Annotated in this window: 22 protein-coding genes and 1 pseudogene; 9 read left to right on the top strand and 14 right to left on the bottom strand. The window is 31.6% G+C overall.

Going from position 1 to position 20,107, the window contains the following annotated elements:
* Positions 1 to 31 precede the first annotated feature (31 nt).
* Together ACFVR2_RS02160 and ACFVR2_RS02155 are read right to left on the bottom strand one after the other, a co-directional pair.
* Complete coding sequence (locus ACFVR2_RS02160) at positions 32 to 1,315, bottom strand: ABC transporter substrate-binding protein (RefSeq protein ID WP_387358496.1); 1,284 nt, start codon at positions 1,313 to 1,315, stop codon at positions 32 to 34.
* A gap of 477 nt (positions 1,316 to 1,792) precedes the next feature.
* Positions 1,793 to 2,080: a hypothetical protein gene (locus ACFVR2_RS02155; protein WP_387358494.1), complete on the bottom strand. Its 288-nt coding sequence runs from the start codon at positions 2,078 to 2,080 to the stop codon at positions 1,793 to 1,795.
* A gap of 625 nt (positions 2,081 to 2,705) precedes the next feature.
* Here ACFVR2_RS02155 and ACFVR2_RS02150 point away from each other — a divergent pair.
* Entirely contained in the window at positions 2,706 to 3,128 is a 423-nt protein-coding gene (locus ACFVR2_RS02150) for a hypothetical protein (RefSeq protein ID WP_387358492.1), read from the top strand.
* Between the two features lie 59 nt (positions 3,129 to 3,187).
* On the opposite strand, the gene ACFVR2_RS02145 is transcribed toward ACFVR2_RS02150, so the two are convergent.
* Both ACFVR2_RS02145 and ACFVR2_RS02140 read right to left on the bottom strand, forming a co-directional pair.
* Entirely contained in the window at positions 3,188 to 3,700 is a 513-nt protein-coding gene (locus ACFVR2_RS02145; RefSeq protein WP_387358490.1) for a DUF6933 domain-containing protein, read from the bottom strand.
* A gap of 140 nt (positions 3,701 to 3,840) precedes the next feature.
* Positions 3,841 to 4,362, bottom strand: a complete 522-nt coding sequence (locus ACFVR2_RS02140) for a YcxB family protein (protein WP_387358488.1) — start codon at positions 4,360 to 4,362, stop codon at positions 3,841 to 3,843.
* A gap of 463 nt (positions 4,363 to 4,825) precedes the next feature.
* Between ACFVR2_RS02140 and ACFVR2_RS02135 the strand changes: the two genes are divergently transcribed.
* Positions 4,826 to 5,986, top strand: coding sequence for an Ig-like domain-containing protein (locus ACFVR2_RS02135; protein ID WP_387358486.1), 1,161 nt, complete (start codon positions 4,826 to 4,828; stop codon positions 5,984 to 5,986).
* A gap of 84 nt (positions 5,987 to 6,070) precedes the next feature.
* Here ACFVR2_RS02135 and ACFVR2_RS02130 read toward each other — a convergent pair whose 3' ends face one another.
* The 3 genes from ACFVR2_RS02130 to ACFVR2_RS02120 form a co-directional block, all read right to left on the bottom strand.
* The gene (locus tag ACFVR2_RS02130) at positions 6,071 to 6,529 is read right to left on the bottom strand and encodes a hypothetical protein (RefSeq protein ID WP_387358484.1); all 459 of its coding nucleotides are present in this window, start codon (positions 6,527 to 6,529) and stop codon (positions 6,071 to 6,073) included.
* A gap of 151 nt (positions 6,530 to 6,680) precedes the next feature.
* A complete protein-coding gene (locus ACFVR2_RS02125) occupies positions 6,681 to 7,673 on the bottom strand; it encodes a helix-turn-helix transcriptional regulator (RefSeq protein WP_387358482.1) in 993 nt (330 codons plus the stop codon).
* 207 nt (positions 7,674 to 7,880) lie between these two features.
* Complete coding sequence (locus ACFVR2_RS02120; protein ID WP_387358480.1) at positions 7,881 to 8,336, bottom strand: hypothetical protein; 456 nt, start codon at positions 8,334 to 8,336, stop codon at positions 7,881 to 7,883.
* Positions 8,337 to 8,876: 540 nt separating this feature from the next.
* On the opposite strand from ACFVR2_RS02120, the gene ACFVR2_RS02115 reads away from it, so the two are divergent.
* From ACFVR2_RS02115 to ACFVR2_RS02100, 4 genes are all read left to right on the top strand, one after another.
* Entirely contained in the window at positions 8,877 to 9,605 is a 729-nt protein-coding gene (locus ACFVR2_RS02115; protein WP_387358478.1) for an amino acid ABC transporter ATP-binding protein, read from the top strand.
* A 14-nt stretch (positions 9,606 to 9,619) separates the two neighbouring features.
* Positions 9,620 to 10,417, top strand: a complete 798-nt coding sequence (locus ACFVR2_RS02110; protein WP_387358476.1) for a transporter substrate-binding domain-containing protein — start codon at positions 9,620 to 9,622, stop codon at positions 10,415 to 10,417.
* Positions 10,418 to 10,495: 78 nt separating this feature from the next.
* Positions 10,496 to 11,134, top strand: coding sequence for an amino acid ABC transporter permease (locus ACFVR2_RS02105; protein WP_387358474.1), 639 nt, complete (start codon positions 10,496 to 10,498; stop codon positions 11,132 to 11,134).
* Positions 11,135 to 11,146: 12 nt separating this feature from the next.
* Positions 11,147 to 11,809, top strand: coding sequence for an amino acid ABC transporter permease (locus ACFVR2_RS02100; RefSeq protein WP_387358472.1), 663 nt, complete (start codon positions 11,147 to 11,149; stop codon positions 11,807 to 11,809).
* A gap of 138 nt (positions 11,810 to 11,947) precedes the next feature.
* On the opposite strand, the gene ACFVR2_RS02095 is transcribed toward ACFVR2_RS02100, so the two are convergent.
* The 5 genes and pseudogenes from ACFVR2_RS02095 to ACFVR2_RS02075 all read right to left on the bottom strand — a co-directional run bounded on the left by ACFVR2_RS02095 (position 11,948) and on the right by ACFVR2_RS02075 (position 14,948).
* Entirely contained in the window at positions 11,948 to 12,112 is a 165-nt protein-coding gene (locus ACFVR2_RS02095) for a hypothetical protein (RefSeq protein ID WP_387358470.1), read from the bottom strand.
* 16 nt (positions 12,113 to 12,128) lie between these two features.
* Positions 12,129 to 12,713: a hypothetical protein gene (locus tag ACFVR2_RS02090; RefSeq protein WP_387358468.1), complete on the bottom strand. Its 585-nt coding sequence runs from the start codon at positions 12,711 to 12,713 to the stop codon at positions 12,129 to 12,131.
* Between the two features lie 20 nt (positions 12,714 to 12,733).
* Positions 12,734 to 12,976, bottom strand: a complete 243-nt coding sequence (locus tag ACFVR2_RS02085; RefSeq protein ID WP_387358467.1) for a hypothetical protein — start codon at positions 12,974 to 12,976, stop codon at positions 12,734 to 12,736.
* Positions 12,977 to 13,085: 109 nt separating this feature from the next.
* Positions 13,086 to 14,198: pseudogene (locus tag ACFVR2_RS02080) on the bottom strand (RNA-guided endonuclease TnpB family protein).
* Positions 14,199 to 14,684: 486 nt separating this feature from the next.
* Positions 14,685 to 14,948, bottom strand: a complete 264-nt coding sequence (locus ACFVR2_RS02075; protein WP_387358465.1) for an excalibur calcium-binding domain-containing protein — start codon at positions 14,946 to 14,948, stop codon at positions 14,685 to 14,687.
* Between the two features lie 412 nt (positions 14,949 to 15,360).
* Here ACFVR2_RS02075 and ACFVR2_RS02070 point away from each other — a divergent pair, with 412 nt between their 5' ends.
* The 3 genes from ACFVR2_RS02070 (at position 15,361) to ACFVR2_RS02060 (ending at position 17,546) form a co-directional block, all read left to right on the top strand.
* Positions 15,361 to 16,179, top strand: a complete 819-nt coding sequence (locus ACFVR2_RS02070; protein ID WP_387358463.1) for a hypothetical protein — start codon at positions 15,361 to 15,363, stop codon at positions 16,177 to 16,179.
* A 54-nt stretch (positions 16,180 to 16,233) separates the two neighbouring features.
* Positions 16,234 to 16,980 carry a hypothetical protein gene (locus ACFVR2_RS02065; protein ID WP_387358461.1) on the top strand — a complete coding sequence of 249 codons (747 nt, stop codon included), beginning with the start codon at positions 16,234 to 16,236 and terminating at the stop codon, positions 16,978 to 16,980.
* A gap of 86 nt (positions 16,981 to 17,066) precedes the next feature.
* Positions 17,067 to 17,546: a hypothetical protein gene (locus ACFVR2_RS02060; RefSeq protein WP_387358459.1), complete on the top strand. Its 480-nt coding sequence runs from the start codon at positions 17,067 to 17,069 to the stop codon at positions 17,544 to 17,546.
* A gap of 76 nt (positions 17,547 to 17,622) precedes the next feature.
* On the opposite strand, the gene ACFVR2_RS02055 is transcribed toward ACFVR2_RS02060, so the two are convergent.
* Together ACFVR2_RS02055 and ACFVR2_RS02050 are read right to left on the bottom strand one after the other, a co-directional pair.
* Positions 17,623 to 18,321, bottom strand: coding sequence for a hypothetical protein (locus ACFVR2_RS02055; RefSeq protein ID WP_387358457.1), 699 nt, complete (start codon positions 18,319 to 18,321; stop codon positions 17,623 to 17,625).
* Between the two features lie 14 nt (positions 18,322 to 18,335).
* Positions 18,336 to 20,036, bottom strand: coding sequence for a hypothetical protein (locus tag ACFVR2_RS02050; protein ID WP_387358455.1), 1,701 nt, complete (start codon positions 20,034 to 20,036; stop codon positions 18,336 to 18,338).
* Positions 20,037 to 20,107 lie beyond the last annotated feature (71 nt).

Genomic DNA, 20,107 nt, shown 5'->3' with positions numbered 1-20,107 from the left:
CCCTCTCTTAATATAAAACAGATACGATTAATTAATTTGCATATAAATCTTTTACTTGTTTAGCAGATTCTTTCAACGCTTCTTTCGGACTAATTTGTTGTAAATAAACTTTTTGAATTTCATCTGTTACGATATGGTCCATTTGATCACCATACTTACCAGCATCAGCATATTTATTAATTGCATTTGGTAACAGCGATGCAAAGAACTTATTATTTTCCGTGCTATTGTACTTAGGATCATTTAAAACTGCTGTTAACTCAGGAATATTTCCATGATTTAATGCAAAGTTTAAGCGATTATCTGGCTTATACATGAATTGAAGGAACTTGCCAATCGCTGCCTTTTTAGAAGGATCATCATTCATAACCGAAATAACATCTGGCTGCATGACTGATTTCGAAACCATTCCTGGTTTTGCAGTCGGAACCGGCACCATTCCATACTCTACCTTTTTATCTTGATCAAGCATCGAAGCGAACCAAGGTCCAGTAATCATCATTGCTAGCTTGCCAGATTGGAAGATTGGTTGAACTCCGTTTTCCCATTCAATTGCATTTGGATTCGGATTTGTTAAGCCATCTTTTATTAGTTTGTTTAAAAATGCTAATGAATCAACGCCTTGCTGTGAATTAAATAATAATTTATTGTGAGGTCCAAAATGTTTAGAAGATACTGCCTGATCTGAATTAAAGTAGAAATACTCAAAACCTGTCATTACGTTTGGATATTTTCCACCTACACCAAAACCATAAACATCAGAAGAAGTTAATATTTTCGCGTCATTGTATAGTTCATCCCAAGTTTTAGGAGCTTGTAAATGATTTTTCTCAAACAAATCTTTACGATAATATAAAACCCTAGGATCAAGAAAGAATGGTAAACCAGTTAGTTTTCCGTTACTTCCCTTGAAAGAATCTAATGGAGCTTGAACAAAAGTATTTAGAAGATCTTTATTTGCATATGAGTCAATAGGCTTAATCGCGTCCATATCCTTAAACTCACCAATCCATAAACCAGATAAATTCGCAATATCAGGAGCTTGATTTCCAGTAACCCATGTAACTAGACGATCATGATAATCGTTCCAGTTACTAACCAATAATTTAACTTTAATATTTGGATTTTCTTTATCAAATCGTTTAATCATATCCTGCATTTCAGGCTTAATCTTTGAGTCATACTCCGCAACAGAAAATTTAATCGTAACTTTTCCGTCCCCTTTAGTCGAAGCCGACTGCTGACTACACCCTGTAAAAAGAATCATTGCTACGAAAAGTAGAATCCAACTTCTCATTAGAAATTTTTTATTCATTTCCCTTCCCCATTCCCTTTAATTTTTATATTTTTAACTTCCCGAAAGTAAAAAAGAAAATAAAAGTATGGCTTACAAAAATTTTTTCAATGATTCATGTAACTTGCTTTCATAACAAAAGTACTTATTCTACTGGTTAATCTTATGCACCACCATTCTGTTTTTATGTAAGTTTTATGAAAATTTTGTTAAGCGTTTACATTTTTTATTTTATAATTGAGTGAATATTCTTTCAACTAAAAATATTCGCGTTTTTTCTACAAAATACCAGACGTATTCAGGAACATTAAATTACAATTAACAACTAAAATCTTAATAAATTTCCATTTTTTTCATCGAGAAAATTTTATTTATATAACTTATGTTTTGTTTGTTACAGAAATTTACATTTCACTTTCATTTATTTCTGAAAATAAAAAAACACCTCTCAAGAGATGTGAAGTTGAACTTTTTCTATTTCTTGGTTGGTATTAGATTTTATTTATTTTTTTCTTTTACAAAATAAAAGCCTGTTCCATTTTCTTGGGGAATATATCCTTGCTGTGCTGAACTATTTTCCACCATGTTTTGCTCTTCAACAGAAATATTTGTAATGATATCTCCACCGCCAAATCCTTCAAAATAATTTTGTTTTTCTACAATGTTGACACTTTTTGAAGAACCGCTAATTTCATTACTGACTGGTTTTAAAAAGTAAATCAACAAAAAAACGGTCACAATAAAAGTTAAAATTAGATATAAAATTACTCTAAAAAACTTATCCATTATACTCACCTATTTCTTCAAAGTACTTTTCAAATAACTCTAGAATAGTTAAATCCCAACATACACTAAGTTAATCCAAAGCGAAGATACTAAAATTAAACTCAAACTTAGTCCAATGTTGATCTTCTCTTTCCATCTCTTATCTGATGGAATGATTGAAATCAGAAAACTCAGCAGGCTTAATAAAATACTTATACAATTTAAACTTAAAAATAGATTGAAGTTGTTAAATCCGTTGAAGGTGACATTTAAAATGAAAATAGAGTAACTAAAAATAAGATAGTAGAAACTTTTCAAATTTAACCAACCCCCGAGAAAACATTTTGTTTTTTTGATTATATTAACATATTAATTTTCGGTAAAATGTTCTAAATTTGAATAATGTATGAAGATAAACTAATTATTAGCGTTTGTTCCTTATATTGTAACAATTACTCATAATCTCTTTTTTATTAGATGTTATATTAAATTTGATTGATCGAGTACCAATCAAAGCAGTAATCCGACTAATTTAAAAAGGAGAATTCAAATGAATATGGTTACAAATCATTAAGTTCAACTATCGCTTTATTTGTAGTTGGTGTAATTTATTCTACTAATATGCCTAATAGAGTGACTATTTCAAATGCATGAATTTGCCATTAGTAAAAATGAAAATATTATAGAAGCAGCAAAACAATTATTTGTAGGAAAAGTAGTCGAACAATTAGATACTGAATCAGATGAGGGTGGGCCTTATACACCATATAAGGTTGTAGTCGAAAATAAATTAAAAGGTGAATTGGAAGCAAATCAGGAAGTTATTGTTGAACAACGAATTGGTTATGAAAGTAGTCACAAAGCTATAAAGAAGATGGATGAAGAAGATGACTTTTTAACTACTGAAAATTCATATGTATTTGCAACAAGTAATATAAAAGAAAAAGAACGATATAGAATAATCGTTCCGTTAATAGGTAATGTAAAAATTAAGGGTAAAAATGATAGATTTCCAAAAAAGGAAATTTTAAAAGAATTTAAAGATGCATTAAAGAAAAACGAATTATGATTAATGTTCTCCCTCAATTATTGGAGATTTTTTTCATTTAAAGATTTTCTAAGATTTCTTTATTTGATAAAAGATTCATCCAATGCATCTCTCATCAATTTATATGGATATGAATTCAATTTTACTAATGGAGTCTCATTTAGATCAAGATTCAATTGGAGTAAACTAATTGTTTCTCCCTCCTCAGCCAAGAAATGAATAATATGTTCGACTTGATAGATCATATCATTCATCTGGGAAATAATACTTCGATCGCTGGTAGCTGTATATTGAACATCACCTATTTGTTCCATGTAAAAATCTATTTTCTCAATATCGAATTCGTTTCCTAGAAAGTTACCCACGATATTTTCCCTCATTAACTCTTCAAAATTTGTAAAATCCTTTTTTAATAGACCATACATGACAAAACAATATCTAGTTACATTATTCATTACCAATACACATTTTTTACGGCCAATTTTAAAGATATTCGCGTGCCAGCAAAAAAGTTGATTCTCGTTTGATAAATCTGGTTTCTCTACTTTTATTTTCATTTCATCTGAAAGTTTTTTTGTTAGTTGAATGTGCATGTCTCATTTCCTCATTTTTATTTTTCTATGGACAATTATATCTTAATTAATTTTTTGAATCACTTAACCGGACTACTATTTGAAGAAAATGTTTTGCAAAATAAAAAAAGTGACTTTTATTGGTCACTATTTCATATCTTCTACATTTTAACCAATGGTACTGAAACAGAATCAAGAAACGCTTTTAATTCTTCACCATTCGATACTGCGTTTTTTGGGAGTACAAATGCCCGATTTGATGCATAAAAGAAATAAAATGCATAATCTGCTTCTTTCACTTCAAGTATGTGCTCCCACTTGATAAAAGTCTCTTCGATCGGCGTTTTTTCAAGAAGTCCTTTTTGATCTAAAACTATTTCAGTCTCCCCAAATATCTTTTTATTTCTAGGATCTTTTGTAAACAAAGCTACACTTCTTTTGATTCGTTGCTTTTGATCGTAAGGAGTGAAAAAAAAGTGCACTACAGCTAACACGATTAAAAGCCAAAGATAATTCATAATCTTGACGTCTAACACATATGCGTACAAACAGAGCAAACCGAAAAAATAAAGAGAAGCACCAGATCGTTGTTGTAAATAGCCTTTCCCTTTTGAGTTCGAACTGTGCAAATCAAGGTTAAATCGGTATACATCATTTTCTTCGTAATTAAATGTAAAATTCATGCTGCCCCTCCTTCCCTATTTTCATAAAAAAAGTGACCAAATTGATCACTCTTTAAAGCGTTCATCCACTTAATCATTTATTTTCGAATTAATCCAACAATTCTAATTATAATGAATGAATTACTAGAAAACAATGGACAAACATCACCCAACTTACTACCTTTTTCTGGAAGAATGGTCTTTCAATCGTATATGATAATAGTTTGATAATTTACCAAAATAATCCCAAATACTTAAAGAATTATAATGATTCTTCTAATTAAAATTTACTTAAATTTGCTATAAATAGTCTTATTTAGCTTAATTATTTTTATATTCGATGATTAGAATTTCATTAAACAAGCCTATAGTCTTTCTAATTGTCGAAAAATAAATGTGTATTGAAGCCCATGGTTATGCCTGATTTTTTATAGTAGCATTAGAGACCTCAGTGTTCTTAATAATAAACAATCGGAGTGATTTGGTGCTTAATAAAAAAATCTTATCATTGGTTACTTTAGGATTATTAGTTTCACCATTGTCTTTAGGAACTGTTAAGGCAGAAGGAAACGGATACGATTTATCAAAGAAGATGATTGAACATCAGGTTAAAAAACCTCTTCAAAAAGGAATCATAGATTTTCACACGTTTAATCAGCTTGGAAAAGAAGTAAAGTATGCCAGGTCCTTTTCAGTAAAAAGCTTTAATAAAAAGGGGACCATGAATAAAGGTAATGTCACTAGCGCAGATGATGATTTTATTTATGAGACAGAGTATAATGATGAGTTTGCTTATGCAGATAATACATCATATGACAAAATCTTGATTGGGCAGTTACTTCCTTTATATGATTTAGATTTACATAAAGTAGTCGTACCGTCTGATGGACTTTTATATGTGGCTGGGGCAACTAACACTATTAATATTGATCTTTTATTTGCAGCAGTAGAAAAGGATTTTTCTGAGAGTAATAAATTAGTCTACTTAGGTTCGGAGTTTGACGATGATGGGACTGAGTATCAAGCATACCAAGCAAAAGCTGGCACTTATTATGTAGGAGTTATGGATTATGATAATGTAGACGATATTGACAATAATACCGAAAATGACTTATATGCTATCATAACTGGTTTCGAGGACAATGTTGCGCCAAATAAACCGGTCGTAAATAAAGTTGATAATAATGACAGAACTGTGACTGGAAAGGCAGAGGCTAATTCTACTGTAACTGTTAAAAGAGGATCTACAGTACTGGGTACCGCTAAAGCTAATTCGTCTGGAAACTATTCACTACCTATTGCTGTTCAAAGTGCAGGAACAAAGCTGACTGTAACCGCTAAAGATGCTGCTGGAAATGTAAGTGTAGCAACAACTGTAACAGTTGTAGATGTAATTGCACCAGGTAAGCCAAAGGTTAATAAAGTAGATGACAACGACTTGAAAGTAACTGGAAAAGCTGAAGCCAACTCATCTGTAACCGTGAAAGTTGGAAGTAAAGTCTTAGGTACTGCCAAAGCTGATTCAAAAGGAAACTTTACAGTTAAAATCAAAGCACAGAAAAAAGGAACCACTATTGCCGTAACTGCAAAGGATGCTGCAGGAAATACTAGTCAAGCGACTACTTTAAAAGTTGTAAGGCATTAAGGCATTAAGGCAAATTATAGAGCCAAGGATTAATTCCTTGGTTTTTGTTTTTTTAGTCCTCAAGTAATCAGGATTCCCCATTATTTATGGTACTTTTTTTGATAAATAGTCATCAATACTCTTCCTATAATTTTCGTAGAATTCATACAAATAATTAAGCTGGCCTTCTTTAAAAATATAGATAACTCTTTCATCTTTAGTTTGATATTCTCTTATTTTAATATTGTTTATAATTTTAGTTCTAACCTCTTTCCCGCCTTTGTAATCTAAGCCATTTGATGAATGAATACTTATGTTAATTTGATGTGAAAGGTACATATCAATATATGGAGAAAGGAATCCATCATCTATTAGATATATATTTTTCACTCCAAATTCAGGGGGAATAAGAATTGTTTGGTTAGTATTTAATTTATTACTTATTTCATTTTTCTCTATTTTAATCTTTGTATCTAGGGCTGGTTGGAAACACATTATGTATAAATACATTATTAAACCGATCCCTACAATTGAAATAAAAGAAAAGAAAATTACCTTTAGCATCATTCTCAAACCTCCATCATATTTAAAATAGCTTCACTTGTGAAAATGGTAACATATTAAAATACATTTTAATTAAAGGAATTTTGAAATTAATATGAAGTTTTTTAATGAAAAAAGAGCATCCCCGAAAGATACTCTTTTTAGAAAAAAATTATTGTTGCAAATTCATACTATACAACTTACTCATCTCAAAAATTTGCTCCTGAACCTTATCAATCACTGATTGTGGACTTATAACTTGAGCATCTTTACCCCATGTTAAAATCCAAGTAATCAACCCATCACTAATCGCAGCTTTTGTAGTTAAAATGAAATGTTCCTCATCCACTTTTTGAATATCAGCCTTTAATCCAAATCGGTCTAGTACGACATTTAATAATCCTTTTTTAAACTTGATTTTTACATAATCAGGTTCACCGGCAAACATATTAAAAACTGTACTCAAATATTCATCAACGTTAAAGCGTTCATCTTGAAATTTTTCTTCTGTTCTCTTAACTTTTCTCATTCGGTCTACGCGGAAATGTCTAAGTTGATCATCAGGTAAACTTCTTGTAATTAAGTAATAGTAGTCATTTGACCAAATTACAGCGAGTGGCTTTACTGAGTACTCTTTTCCATCATGGCTTAATTCAAATTTTTTGTTAAAATTGTATCGGCCATATTGAAATGTAAGTAATTTTTTATCAGCAATGGCTTGATGAATTTGATCGATTGAGAAGTGAATTCGATTGCTTTCACTTTTAATGGCTGTGTCTGGAATAATACCATTGTGAAGCTTTTTGGCTTCGTTTTCACTTGTAAGGTTTTTTAATTTATCAATAATCTTTTTTGATTCTTGTTTGTTTAAAAATCTTGAAGCTGTAACAGCATCTACTAATAAACGGAGTTCATGTAATTCAAAAAGTCTTTCTTGATGACTATATGTAGTTGCCTTACCATCTGAAGCGTTTTCAATTACATCAAAACCAACATGTTCTAATACCGATATATCTTTTAAAAATGTGTTTTTACTATAGGAGAAGGCCTCTTCACCTGCTGCTAGTCTCTTTTTTATTTCATCAAAGGTAAACTCATGATCGATATCTGTTTTTCTTTCTAGAAGCTTCATTAAATTATAAAAGCGTACACGGTTTTTATCCATGGAATCCTCCGTTTTTTAGTAAAATTCATAAGATGTATTTTATATGTAATTTAATCTAATTTTAATTTTAACATATTTAATTGGTAAAAATATGGTTAAAAAATACTAGTCTATTTTTACTAGAAAAGTACCCTATAGAGTAGCTTATATTAGCTGTCTACTCTATAGGGTACTTTTTAACGTGGAGATGCTTTTATTAGTTTGATATTACTCCATCAGAGAGTCCTTATAAATTGTAACAAACTCCCTTTGGGCTATTATTAAGTCTCTCGGAGTTTTTAAATCAATTAGTGTAATTTCGCGTTTATGGTTAATTGGTAAGTCTTCTTCTGAATTCCATGAAGCGAAATATTCTATTACGCCACTCTCATTAACAGCCTCTTTAATATATTCATATAAAATCTTCAAACATTTTTCACCTTCTGGAGAAATCCGTTTCTCTCCTTTCATTGGAACTTGTTGAGACATCATACATACTTGATGCTTATATTGGAAGTGTTTAGAGAAACTAAAAATCTTTTTTTCTTCTAGATCATAATTCCTTTCCATATATAGATGTGTAAAATCTAGTTCATTTGCATAAACATTAGGAGAAATAGGATTGTCACCAAAGGTACCATCTTTCAGTCGCATTGGTGAAGAAATATAATGATATTGTGTCATGAATAGATCCTCCTTTTCTAATTAACCGGTCCGCCATAGAAAGCGTGCACATTTGGAGAACGCTTTGCCGGATGATAGTGATAATAAAATTAGCTAAAGCTTCACAGTCTTAGCCTAATTTTTAGAGATATGCCAAGAGTCTTTTTAAGATTTTAACCTCGATACAGCCTCTGATTTGCCCCTTACCAATATATATGCCTCCACCTGAATTCACAGTAGTTGCAAGTGACTGTATGTGAAAATCTTAACATAAGAATTTATAGATAATTATGGTATCTATGATAAATTATTGAATTTTTTTAGTGAAATTTTACGAATTATTTCTCTTCTTCATTTTCCTTTAAATTACCGGCAATTCCATTGATCTACATCGAACAATACTGTTTTTTTCTTATATGATTCTAGTACAAAAGTCCTCGTCCAAAAAGACTAAAAACGAAATAAGCGTGATATCAAAATGTAAACAAGCATACACATAAAATATTGATTCCCAAAATTCTCCATTTTACATATTCAATAAAATTGTACAGGAGGTCAGGAATGATTGAATTTAAACATGTAAATAAGTTTTATGGCGATTTTCAAGTCTTGAAAGATATTAATCTCACAATTAATAAAGGTGAAGTTGTTGTTGTGATTGGGCCATCTGGTTCTGGTAAGAGTACTTTGTTGCGTTGTATCAATCATCTGGAAGCAATTAATGACGGGACACTTACTGTCAGTGGGATTTCAGTTGGGGATAAAAAAACTGATCTTAATAAGTTAAGACGCAATATTGGTATGGTTTTTCAGCATTTTTATTTGTATCCGCACAAAACTGTGCTTGATAATATTACCCTGGCACCTATGAAAGCGTTGGGACAATCTAGAGAAGAGGCTGATGAAACAGCCAAACATTTTCTTGAAAAAGTAGGCATTTTAGAGAAGGCGAAATCTTATCCTTCCCAGCTTTCTGGTGGTCAGCAACAACGTGTAGCAATAGCTCGCGGGCTTGCGATGAAACCGGATATTATGCTTTTTGATGAACCTACTTCAGCACTTGATCCTGAAATGATTGGTGAAGTGCTAGATGTTATGAAGACTCTTGCTCGGGAAGGCATGACGATGGTTGTCGTGACTCATGAGATGGGCTTTGCCAGAGAGGTTGCCGACCGAATCGTCTTTATGGACGAGGGTCGCATATTAGAGGAAGCAACTCCGGCTGAGTTTTATGAGAACCCGCGTGAAGAACGGGCTCGCTTATTTCTCAGTCGTATATTAAATCATTAATAGGAGGTAATGGAATGTTTCTAAAAAAATTCATGAAAATGGCACTAGTTTCAACTACGGCCGCCTTAGTTCTTGCAGGTTGTGGTGGTAAGGATGGTGCTAAAAGCAAAGATGCTCTTGCACGCATTAAGGATGATAAGAAAATCGTATTTGGCGTAAAATATGACACTCGTTTATTTGGATTGAAAAACCCATCAACAGGTAAAGTAGAAGGATTTGATATTGACCTTTCCAAAGCACTGGCAAAAGAAATCTTTGGCAATGATGTTAAACCTGAGTACATAGAGGTTACGTCAAAAACTAGGGTTGGTCTCTTAAATAATGGCAAAGTTGATGCGGTAGTCGCTACTATGACCATTAATGAAGAACGTAAAAAAGAAGTAGATTTTACTGATGTTTACTTTAATGCAGGACAATCTTTGCTTGTGAAAAAAGGCAGTAAAGTTCATGGGCTTGCAGATTTGAAAAAAGGGACAAAAGTACTTGCTGTTAAAGGGTCCACTTCTGCTGTAAATATTCGCCAAAAGGCTCCTGATACTACAGTACTTGAATTCGAAAACTATGCTGAAGCTTTTACAGCCTTAAAAGCTGGTAAAGGTGATGCCCTAACGACTGATGATTCAATCCTTTATGGTATGAAAGAAGAAGATCCTTCATTTGAATTAGTAGGTGGAACTTTTACCCAAGAACCTTATGGAATCGCTGTTAAAAAAGGCAATAAAGATCTTGTCGACGCATTAAATAAAGCATTAAAAAGCCTGAAAGATTCAGGTAAATACGATGAAATTAAGAATAAATGGATTAAAAAATAATGATTGATATTATCGTTGGGATCAGCAGAGTCCGTAATTTTACGGGCCTGCTTTTCCTGATAATTAGGAGGAAATCCTTTGATTGATTTCTCGATACTAACAGATCATATGGAGTATTTTTTAGAAGGATTAAGAGTCACCGTTTTAACTAGTTTAATTGCTTTGTTGTGTAGCTTTATTTTAGGAACAATAATTGCTGTTATGCGAATTGCTCCAATTAAACCGCTTAACTGGTTAGGTTCGGTATATGTAGAATTTATCCGTAATATCCCTGTACTAGTGGTTATTTTTTTCACTTACTTAGCTGGAAGCTTTAGTGGGATGGTTGCAGGAACGATTGGATTAACTATCTATACTGCAGCCTTCATTGCCGAAGCAATCCGTGCCGGCATCCTCTCTGTTCCAAAAGGACAAATGGAAGCCGCCCGCTCGACAGGTTTAAGTTACGGACAGGCAATGAGATTAATTATTCTTCCCCAGGCGATAAAAATAGTAATCCCTCCCCTTGGCAACCAATTTCTAAATCTAGTAAAAAACTCATCATTATTAGCAGTCGTAGCTGGTGGAGATTTAATGTATCAAGGCGATCTAATTTCTGCAATGACTTACGTAACGTTTGATACTTATATTTTCGTAGCCCTATTTTATTTAGTCTTAACGATCCCTTTAAGTATTGGTGTGGGATATTTAGAAAAACGCTTGGCTAGAAGTAATTAAGGAGGTGGATGAATGGATTTTCTGCAGCCGTTCGCTGATGCATATACACTAGATCATATCAAGTTTTTGTTGGAAGGATTTTGGGTCACCCTTAAGGTCGCTGCCATTTCAATTGTACTAAGTTTCATTATTGGTGGACTTATTGGTACGCTTAGATATACGAAGATTCCTGTTGTTACTCATTTACTTACCGCGATTGTTGAGACGATTCGGAACTTGCCTTTACTACTGATTATTTTCTTTACCTATTTTGCCCTACCGGAAATCGGGATTGAAATGAAAATAACAACAGCAGCCATCGCAGCATTAACGGTTTTTGAATCAGCTATGATTTCGGAGATTATTCGAAGTGGATTAAACTCAATCGAAAAAGGACAAATTGAAGCAGCTCGTGCATCCGGCCTCAATTACACTCAGACATTACGTTATATTGTCTTGCCTCAAGCATTAAGACGAATGGTTCCGCCAATTGTTAGTCAGTTTATTTCTTTACTGAAAGATACATCGTTAGCTGTTGTTATTGCGTTGCCCGATTTATTGCACAATGGACAGATTATTTATGCGCAGAAAGAATCTTATGTAATCCCTGTTATGGTGATGGTTTCGTTGATGTATTTTATTGTTAATTATGTTTTGTCGTTGGTTGCGCGTAGATTGGAAATTAAGCAGTCTTGAGAAATCTGGTTCATTTATTGGGCCGGATTTTTTTGATGTAAAAATAATTAAATTCTCTCGATAGAAGGAAATAAAAAAATCCCCCTTTCAAATGAATCTTAGAAAGGAGGATTTTGATATCTTCAAAGATTTTATCAATTACATTCTTCCAATTAATACGATTATAAATGCTCCTAATCCTAAAGATATAAGTAATATTATACTTGAAAGAATTATAATATATTTTTGTTTTCTCATTAAACCAATAACTAAAGAAAACAATGAAAAAAGAAACATAAAAATAATAACAATTGAAATGCCCATAATTTATCTCCTTCATTTAATATTTAGTTAGAATAATTTGAAATACTTTCTCTTTATACATTATGAAAGTCAATTTTACATTTCTCTCTTTATCAAGATACGTTATCGTTTCTCCAATTTCTTCAAGCGAGTGAATGTAGTTATTACCGTACTTATTTATAATAGTAGAAATATCATCTCCTATTCCAATACCTTTAGTAGTTTTTAGTTTAGGATCTTCAGAAACAATACTAATAATTTTATTGTTTTTAATTCCTATATAAAATTTCTTAAATTGATAGTTTCTATCATTTTCAACTGAAAGTATTACTACTATATCTGTATGTTTAACTGTTCTACCATATTTACTTTTTAGATCTACCAATAATTCAGGTGTAACTTGTTTATCCATCATAATTTCATTCATTCCTTCACCTTTTAGTGAAGTACTTTCTAGTAGTCTATTTTTTACTAAAATAGAAGTACGTTCAACAAGGAAAAAACCTATTAATAGCAATACAATAATTCCAAATAGTGCAGTAATATACTTCCAGGGGATAAGTTTAAATAATAGATTCCCTAGAATTAGTAATAAAATTAAAACTAAGACTTTTAATATCATTTTTTTATTCCCCCAAACTTTTACGAAATGTAGGTATTCCATGAAACATAACTACAAGAAAATAGCGAAGACTTCTTGGATATAGCAGAGAAGCCTTCTCTCTTCCACATCATTAAGTTGTTATTTATTAATCTTGTGATAGATGATTTAATGGCAAGTTCTATTAATGCATCTATTTTTTTCTCTGTTATACTATCAAAAGTATAAATTCTTACAAAAACAAGATTTCGATCATCATCCCAGTCTTGTGAACTACCCACCACTAGTTAACCTTCCGGTCTACTTGAAGTGGGGGCTTCTCGACTTATTGTTGCTTTTACTAGCCAACGAAAACTGACCGAGCTAACCCTCATGTTCCATGAGTTTTTGTTTCTATGCTAATACTAATAGACGAATGCCTTCATTTTTGATATTGACTGCTGAATTGTAGTCACGATCTGTCGCATAGCCGCATGAACAATGGTAGGTGCGTTCAGATAGTTGCATCAGTTTTTCTGAACCACAACAAGAACACTTCTTAGTGGAAGGAAACCACTTATCAATTTTCACAAGCTGTTTTCCTTGTTCTTTTAGTTTGTAAGCTAAGAAAGCAGTGAACATGCCCCAAGCATTGTCGTGAACGCTTTTACCAAAGTGAAGGGCTTGAGGACATTCCTTTCATGTTCAGGTCCTCTATCACGACAGCATCAAAGTTAGAAGCTAATTCTTTTGACTTATGGTGAAGGAAATTTTTGCGTTGGTTCGCTACTTTCTCATGAAACTTAGCCACTACTAGACATTGCTTATTCCAGCGTGCAGAACCTTTTTTACGCTTAGAAAGAATGCGTTGTGCTTTTGCTAATTTTTCTGACATAACACGATAGTAGCGAGGATAATTGGCTCTCTCATTCTCGCTACTCACATATAATTCAGCCATCGCAAAGTCTAATCCAATAACGTTTTTCACTTCTTTTTGTACAATTTCTTTTTCGTATTCAGTCAAAATAGAAACATAGTATTTACCAGTAGTTGTCATGGAGATCGTACATGACTTGATTATGTGGTCTGGTGGGATTTTTCTATGTTGTCTGATTCGTACCATTTTTAGCTTTGGTAATTTGATATGGCGAGCAAATAACAGTATATTTCCGTTTACGAGATTGGTTGTATATGAATTTCTACCCTTTTTGTTCTTGAATGTAGGAAAGTCATTGTGACCACTAAAGAAATTCTTATATGCAGTTTGTAAATTTAGTTGGGCATTTGCCAGGGCTAAAGAATCAACTTCTTTTAACCATTCAAATTCTGCTTTGTATTTTGCAGGAGTTGGAAACTTTTTTTCTTTAGTTGTTCCTGATCATCTTTGTATTTCTCGTATGTTTCTTTTCGTTCTGCCAACATTTTGTTGTAGACGAATCTCACACAACCAAAAGTTTTTCGCATAAGAAATGCTTGTTCTTCAGTTGGGTATAATCGAAACTTATATGCTTTATTGTGCTTTGCCATATCAATCCACCTCACTTTTGACCTTGATTTTCAATGTATTTCTTAATGGTATCTATTGCAGCCTGTTGTTAGCAGACAGAAACTTATTGACCAAAAACATTTCTTTCCATAATTTTATTCTGATAAGTGGGAAATCTCTCTACCTTCATTTATATCAAGAATCAAATGATTTTTACAATTTAGCTCTAGTTGAAGAAAATAACAGTTTTTCTTCAAAAGTCTCACTCCTTTTAATTAAATAATAAGTTAAATTTACTAATTTGTGAAAATTTTAACATATAATATTCTATTAAACTCATTATAAATGTGATAATAAATTGAAGATTTCGGAAATAAAAAATACAGTCTTCAAAAATTTGAAGACTGCAATGATACTTTATTATAGTATTGGTCACTGTAGACAAACTCGATAAAAATCAGGTTTGCCAACAGTCTGAGATAGTTAGTTCATTCTTGAGAACTATCTATCTTTTTTACTTCTTAACTTTATCTTTCACACGCTATTAAATCTTTATCGCGATCCATTTTTTTATTAGCATCATATAGAGCTTTTGATGCATACGGTTTATATTTAGTCTTACCGCCTTTATTTTTAACGGATGCACTACGGGCAACTCCACCCTTGTAAATCTCGTGCATTTCAGTACAGTTTTTAAATGTTTTCACAGCTGCACTAGCATTGTCAGTTGAAATAATTGAATAACTTTGAATAAGTCCAATTGTAAGAATACCAATAACAAATTTTTTCATTTTGAATAACTCCTATCTATTTTTGTGTAACAAATGCAAACTAATTTAAAATATTTTTAGTAAATAAATATGATTAATAGATTTAAAATTTATCTCTTAATCTCTTTATAAGTTTAGCATAGAAAATCTTGTTATTTTAGTTAAAATGTACCAGATTTATTCAGGGATTATTCACTAACTTTAATAGACCTACTCATAAATTGAGTAGGTCTTTCGTTTGTTTTCACCCTTAAGTAATGGTAAAAATTTCATATTTTTGTAATATTTTAGTAAAAAAATATAGATTATACTCTGTTAACATTATTATATAGAGATACTAATTGAGAAATTTTTTATAGATTAATTAAAAGTTAGCCTCAAGTGGTCTTATCTCTATATAAAATCTCAGTGGAAAGGTTAAGGTGAATTCTGAATGAAGAAAAAATTTATTTCAAGAAAGAAAGAATGGTATTTTTTGGTAATCATATTATTGGCATTGGTGATAACGTCTATTCCCATTAAAACTAATGCTGAAAATATAGATTCGACAAACACTTTAATTAAAGTGTTATTTAGACAAACTTATAAAGTTGATTGGAACGAGGTTTCTGAAAATGAAAAAAATAATACAATTAATTTAATTTCTAATGGCGATACTGGTTGGAGCTACAATCCAGATGAAGATATTTTTGAGCGTTTTGTTACACAGGAAAATGTTGAAGTTTCACTAGAAAATAGCGAAGAGTCGAAAACTGCAAATAACAATGGAGAAGTAGTTTTAAATGGTGATGGTAAAAAATTAGTAAACATTTCAGTAGAAGGAATAGATGATGATTTAAGCCAAATTGTTGATTTTTCTCAAAATGAAATAAGCATTATTAAAGAAATGGATATTTCTCAAATGTTAAAGGATTCAGAAAAAGACAAATATACTGAAGAGCCTAGCACAAAATTGAGTTCAAGAGCTACTTCAACAGATCCCCATTGGGAAATAGGAGAACCAGGACACTACGGTGATCGATTACATTGCAATCGTTTTAATGGACCTTTAGGAAATGGAAAATACTATCCAAATCATTATCCAGTAGCAGCAATTAATTTTATTATGAGTGACTGTGATTATTCTCTAGGTCGAAGTACAAGATGTTTAGCTGATTATACATCGAATAAATATTGTGCTGCCAGCCCAAGTTCAAAACAAGGAAAATGTTCGACTTTTATCGGTCATTATAATAGATTCCATAAACATTAAAAAGGAGAAATTGTTATTAAAAAGCATTTAAAACTAATACTATCTGTTTTACTTTTGATAAGTTTAGTATTCAATATTGGGTTTATAAAAATAATAACTCCAAAAACAGTCTTATCGATAGATAATAAACCAATCGTTAATGAACAAGAATTGTTAAAATCGTTAGAAAAAAAATATAAAATTCACGAATTAAATAATCAAGCAAATTCATATATCATTGAAAAAGAAGCAAATAAAAATAACTTATCATCGCCAAGTAAAAAAGAATTAAAAAAGCTAATTAAAAAATTCCCTGAAATGAACATAAATAAATCGAATAAACAACCATATTATGTGTATCATTTATTTAATCTAAAAAATAATGATTCTATAATAAAAAAATATTTTAAAGATAATTACCAATTAGAGGCTCCAAAGATGTATCAAGTACTTTCTTATCAAACAATTAATCATAATTTGGCCACAGAATTGCAAAATGAATTAGAATCTGGAAAAAACACAAGAATTATTGAAAAAGAACACAAAATTAATTTTGAAAAAACTTATACTGTCCATTTAGATTTTCTTCAACCAAGTACCTCAAATGATAAGTCAAATACTATAGTTGATGATTCAAATATTGGCAAAGTGGTACATCAAATGAATGATGATGGAATGACAATTATATATGTATCCAAAATATTGGATTACGCTCAAAAACCAAAATTATTTAGAGACATGTATTTTGCTAATAACTACCAAACTATTAAATCTAATTTAATTAATAAACTAAGTTCTAAATATGACATAGTAATCAAATAAAATAATCATTCATCTAGAGTAATCTCACAGTATTGACAATAAATAGATATAGCGTATATGAAAGACATAATGTGTCGAGGTGAAAAATGAAAAAATTATTTATATTTATATCCCTAAGTAGTATTTTGATTTTATGGGGATGTAATAGTGAAAAAAATCTAAAAAGCACATCCTTAGATTTAATTTCAATAAATAATATAAAAATATATGATAATATCAACGATGTAGATCTAAGTGGGTATATTAAAAGTAATCGTTTTTCAAGAGGGAATGCAAAATATTACTTTGAAAATTTAGTAATGGATATTAATAAAAAAAATCAAGTAAATTATTTATTTGGCTTTTATAGTGAAAACAAGGTAACTATAAATGGTAAATTCAATTTAAAATATATCAATGATATTACTGAATTACTTAAGAAAAATTATAAAGAAGCTTGGGAAGATAGGGAACAAGATCTTAAGTATCATAGTTACTATGATAAGAATGAGAAAATAATCTTTAAAGTAGTATATAGTATTGTATCAAAAGAAATAGTTTGGGTTGAAATTAAGTCAACTGATTAAGATTTACTCACTTTAATAAACCTACTCAAAAATTGAGTAGGTTTTTGCATCTTTCTAATTCACCAAAATGCCATCATTACTGTTTATTTATAACCAGCATCTTTTCTTTAGGTACATAGGTTACTTTGTCATAGCCTTCCTCCCAATATTCATCAACGATATTAGTAGGTGAAGGATTAATAATGGTAGGTTTTGATATTTTACCACCTTTTAAAATGACACTTTCTGCAAATGTACCACAGTTATTGGAAGTTAAAGCGTACGGCTCCCGATCTTTCTTATATTCTGTGTATTCGGGATTGGATTCTTTCAATTTCGTCATCGCAAAGCTGTCCATATCTTCAAAATTTAAGTTTTTAAAATATGCGGCTTCAATTTTTCCATTCTGGCCAGACTTTGATGAAAGGGTTGCTAGTATTCTGATTAACGAATCATCTGTTGCAAGTCCGTTACTGCCAATGTACGCATTTGGAACAGGAACATTTCTTACTTTCCCTCTTGTGCCATCTGTTGTTGGATATCTACCATACTCGTAATATCTTGTGTTTCCACCTTGAGATATTAATAGTACTCCTGCATGACCTAGTCCGCCAATTTTACCAACATAATCGATTTCAGTGTCAATTTTATAGTCAGGATAAACAATCAATAAAGCTTCTGCATCGTATGTTTTTTTCTTCGCCTGAGAATCTTCTGCATAAGAAGCCTTTAGACTAGCAATCTTACTGCTGTCACCAAGTGCCTTTTTGGTTAAAATCTTATCTTTATTATCCATACTCTACCTGACCCTCACTTATCTGGAGACTTTTTATCATAACAGCAGCAGCTAGGATTTGGATAGAGCTGACTAAAAATAGAACCTTTTTCTACTTCCGATTTTTCTAAAATCGATTTTGCAATTTCATATTTCTCCATCTCTTTTTCTTTTAAATCGTTGGCAAGCTTTTTCGTACGAATTTCCTCATCTTGTAATCCATGTGAATACGTATCAAGCGCGTCACCTTGACCTAAAATTGAATCTACAATTACCCCTTCTGTTCTCATCACATGTTTCTTAACTGAAATGATAATACCTTGTACTAAAATTTCCCGTCCCGTCTGGTCTTTATATAAGGAATATAAGGATTTAGAAAACTGATAGTAAGGATTAACCGGCTTGTTATCGAGGTCGAGTAAATTCTTTTGTTGAATAAAAGCTTTACCTGTGCTATTCCCATCTTCATCCAATCCTGTAGGTTGGTTATCTTGATAATCCTTTATAAATAAAAGCTGGTTTAATATCGCATCTTTAACTTCTTTTCTCTTTGTAGCGTCATCGACAATATATTGATCGATCAAATTATCAAGTTCAGGTAAGGTAAACTCTGTTTTGGATTTACTTTCACCGTTAAAAAATGCAAGTCTTAGATCAACCAAGTGCTGGATTGTAATAAATTCTTGATTCATTTGGCGAAATACAAAGTTTAATGTTCTACTTACATTGATATTTTCAATTTCTCTTACGATCTCAGTTTCTTCACCAGTGGATTCCTTTACTTCTGTACTTGTATTGATTTGAACATCTCTTTTTGAAGAAGCTTTAGCAGCATGCTTTGAAGTAGCATTTTGAAGATTTTTTGAAAACTCTTCCCTGGAGGAGTTTGAACCACCTTTCACCCCTCCACTAACTTTCGCACTTCCCCATCCCCAAGATGCCTCAGCCTCAGCTTCCGCATGATATTCAAAGCTTTCGGATTCATTCTGTTTAGTTGAGTTTTCACTTGAAACAGCATTTTCAAAGTCCTCCGAGCTTTCACTTGTAAACGAGTCAAGAATGCTTGAAGCTTGTTTCGATGAAGTTTCCGTTTTGTGATATGTTTTAACGCTTATCTTCGTCTTCTCACCAGGTAAAAGAGAAAATGTCTTAATTGTTCTTCCCGCTCCATATGCGCCTAAAAAGGATGACAATTTATATGTTTCAACTAAAACAATTCTAGGTCTAATAACCTTTGGCTTCACTGGAATATAGTTATGGACTAAATCACCAAACATATTTCGATATACATTTAATTTCAATCCATTTTTTATTTGAGTAGCTACTTCATCAGGACTTATACTCTGAATTCCATTTGACAATGATAAATTACTTTCTATTGATAAAGCCTTAGTTGGACTTTCAGCTAATTTAAGAAAACCTGTATTAAGCTTGGCATTTGTTAGAATCGAGTTACCGATACCAGATTTGAATTCAGTCGCAATTTTGTCTTTTAAGGCTGTTTGATCCATTGATTTCAGTTTGCTGAATTCTTGATTTTCATAATTTGCTTCTGACTTAAAGCAGTCAGGTTTAAAATAATCAGTTGGATTTTTTCCTTTTGGAATGAAGTCTAATTCGATGAAGTTTTTTCCTGTGTACGATGTCGGTTCTGGGACATTATAGCTTAGAACTGGTACTCCTCCTTTTTTAGGATCTGGAGTTTGTTCTAGCTCGATCATCGGTTTGTTTGGCATTGGCATTTCTCCTTTTGGGTTGTTGATGGTAAATGGATAAAACAAAAAAATGTGTACAGATTTGGCTGTAC

Source organism: Gottfriedia sp. NPDC057991 (assembly GCF_042886615.1).
Taxonomy (GTDB): domain Bacteria; phylum Bacillota; class Bacilli; order Bacillales; family Bacillaceae_G; genus Gottfriedia.
The sequence above is the reverse complement of the archived record's forward strand: the minus strand, read 5'-3'. Positions and strand labels throughout refer to the sequence as shown.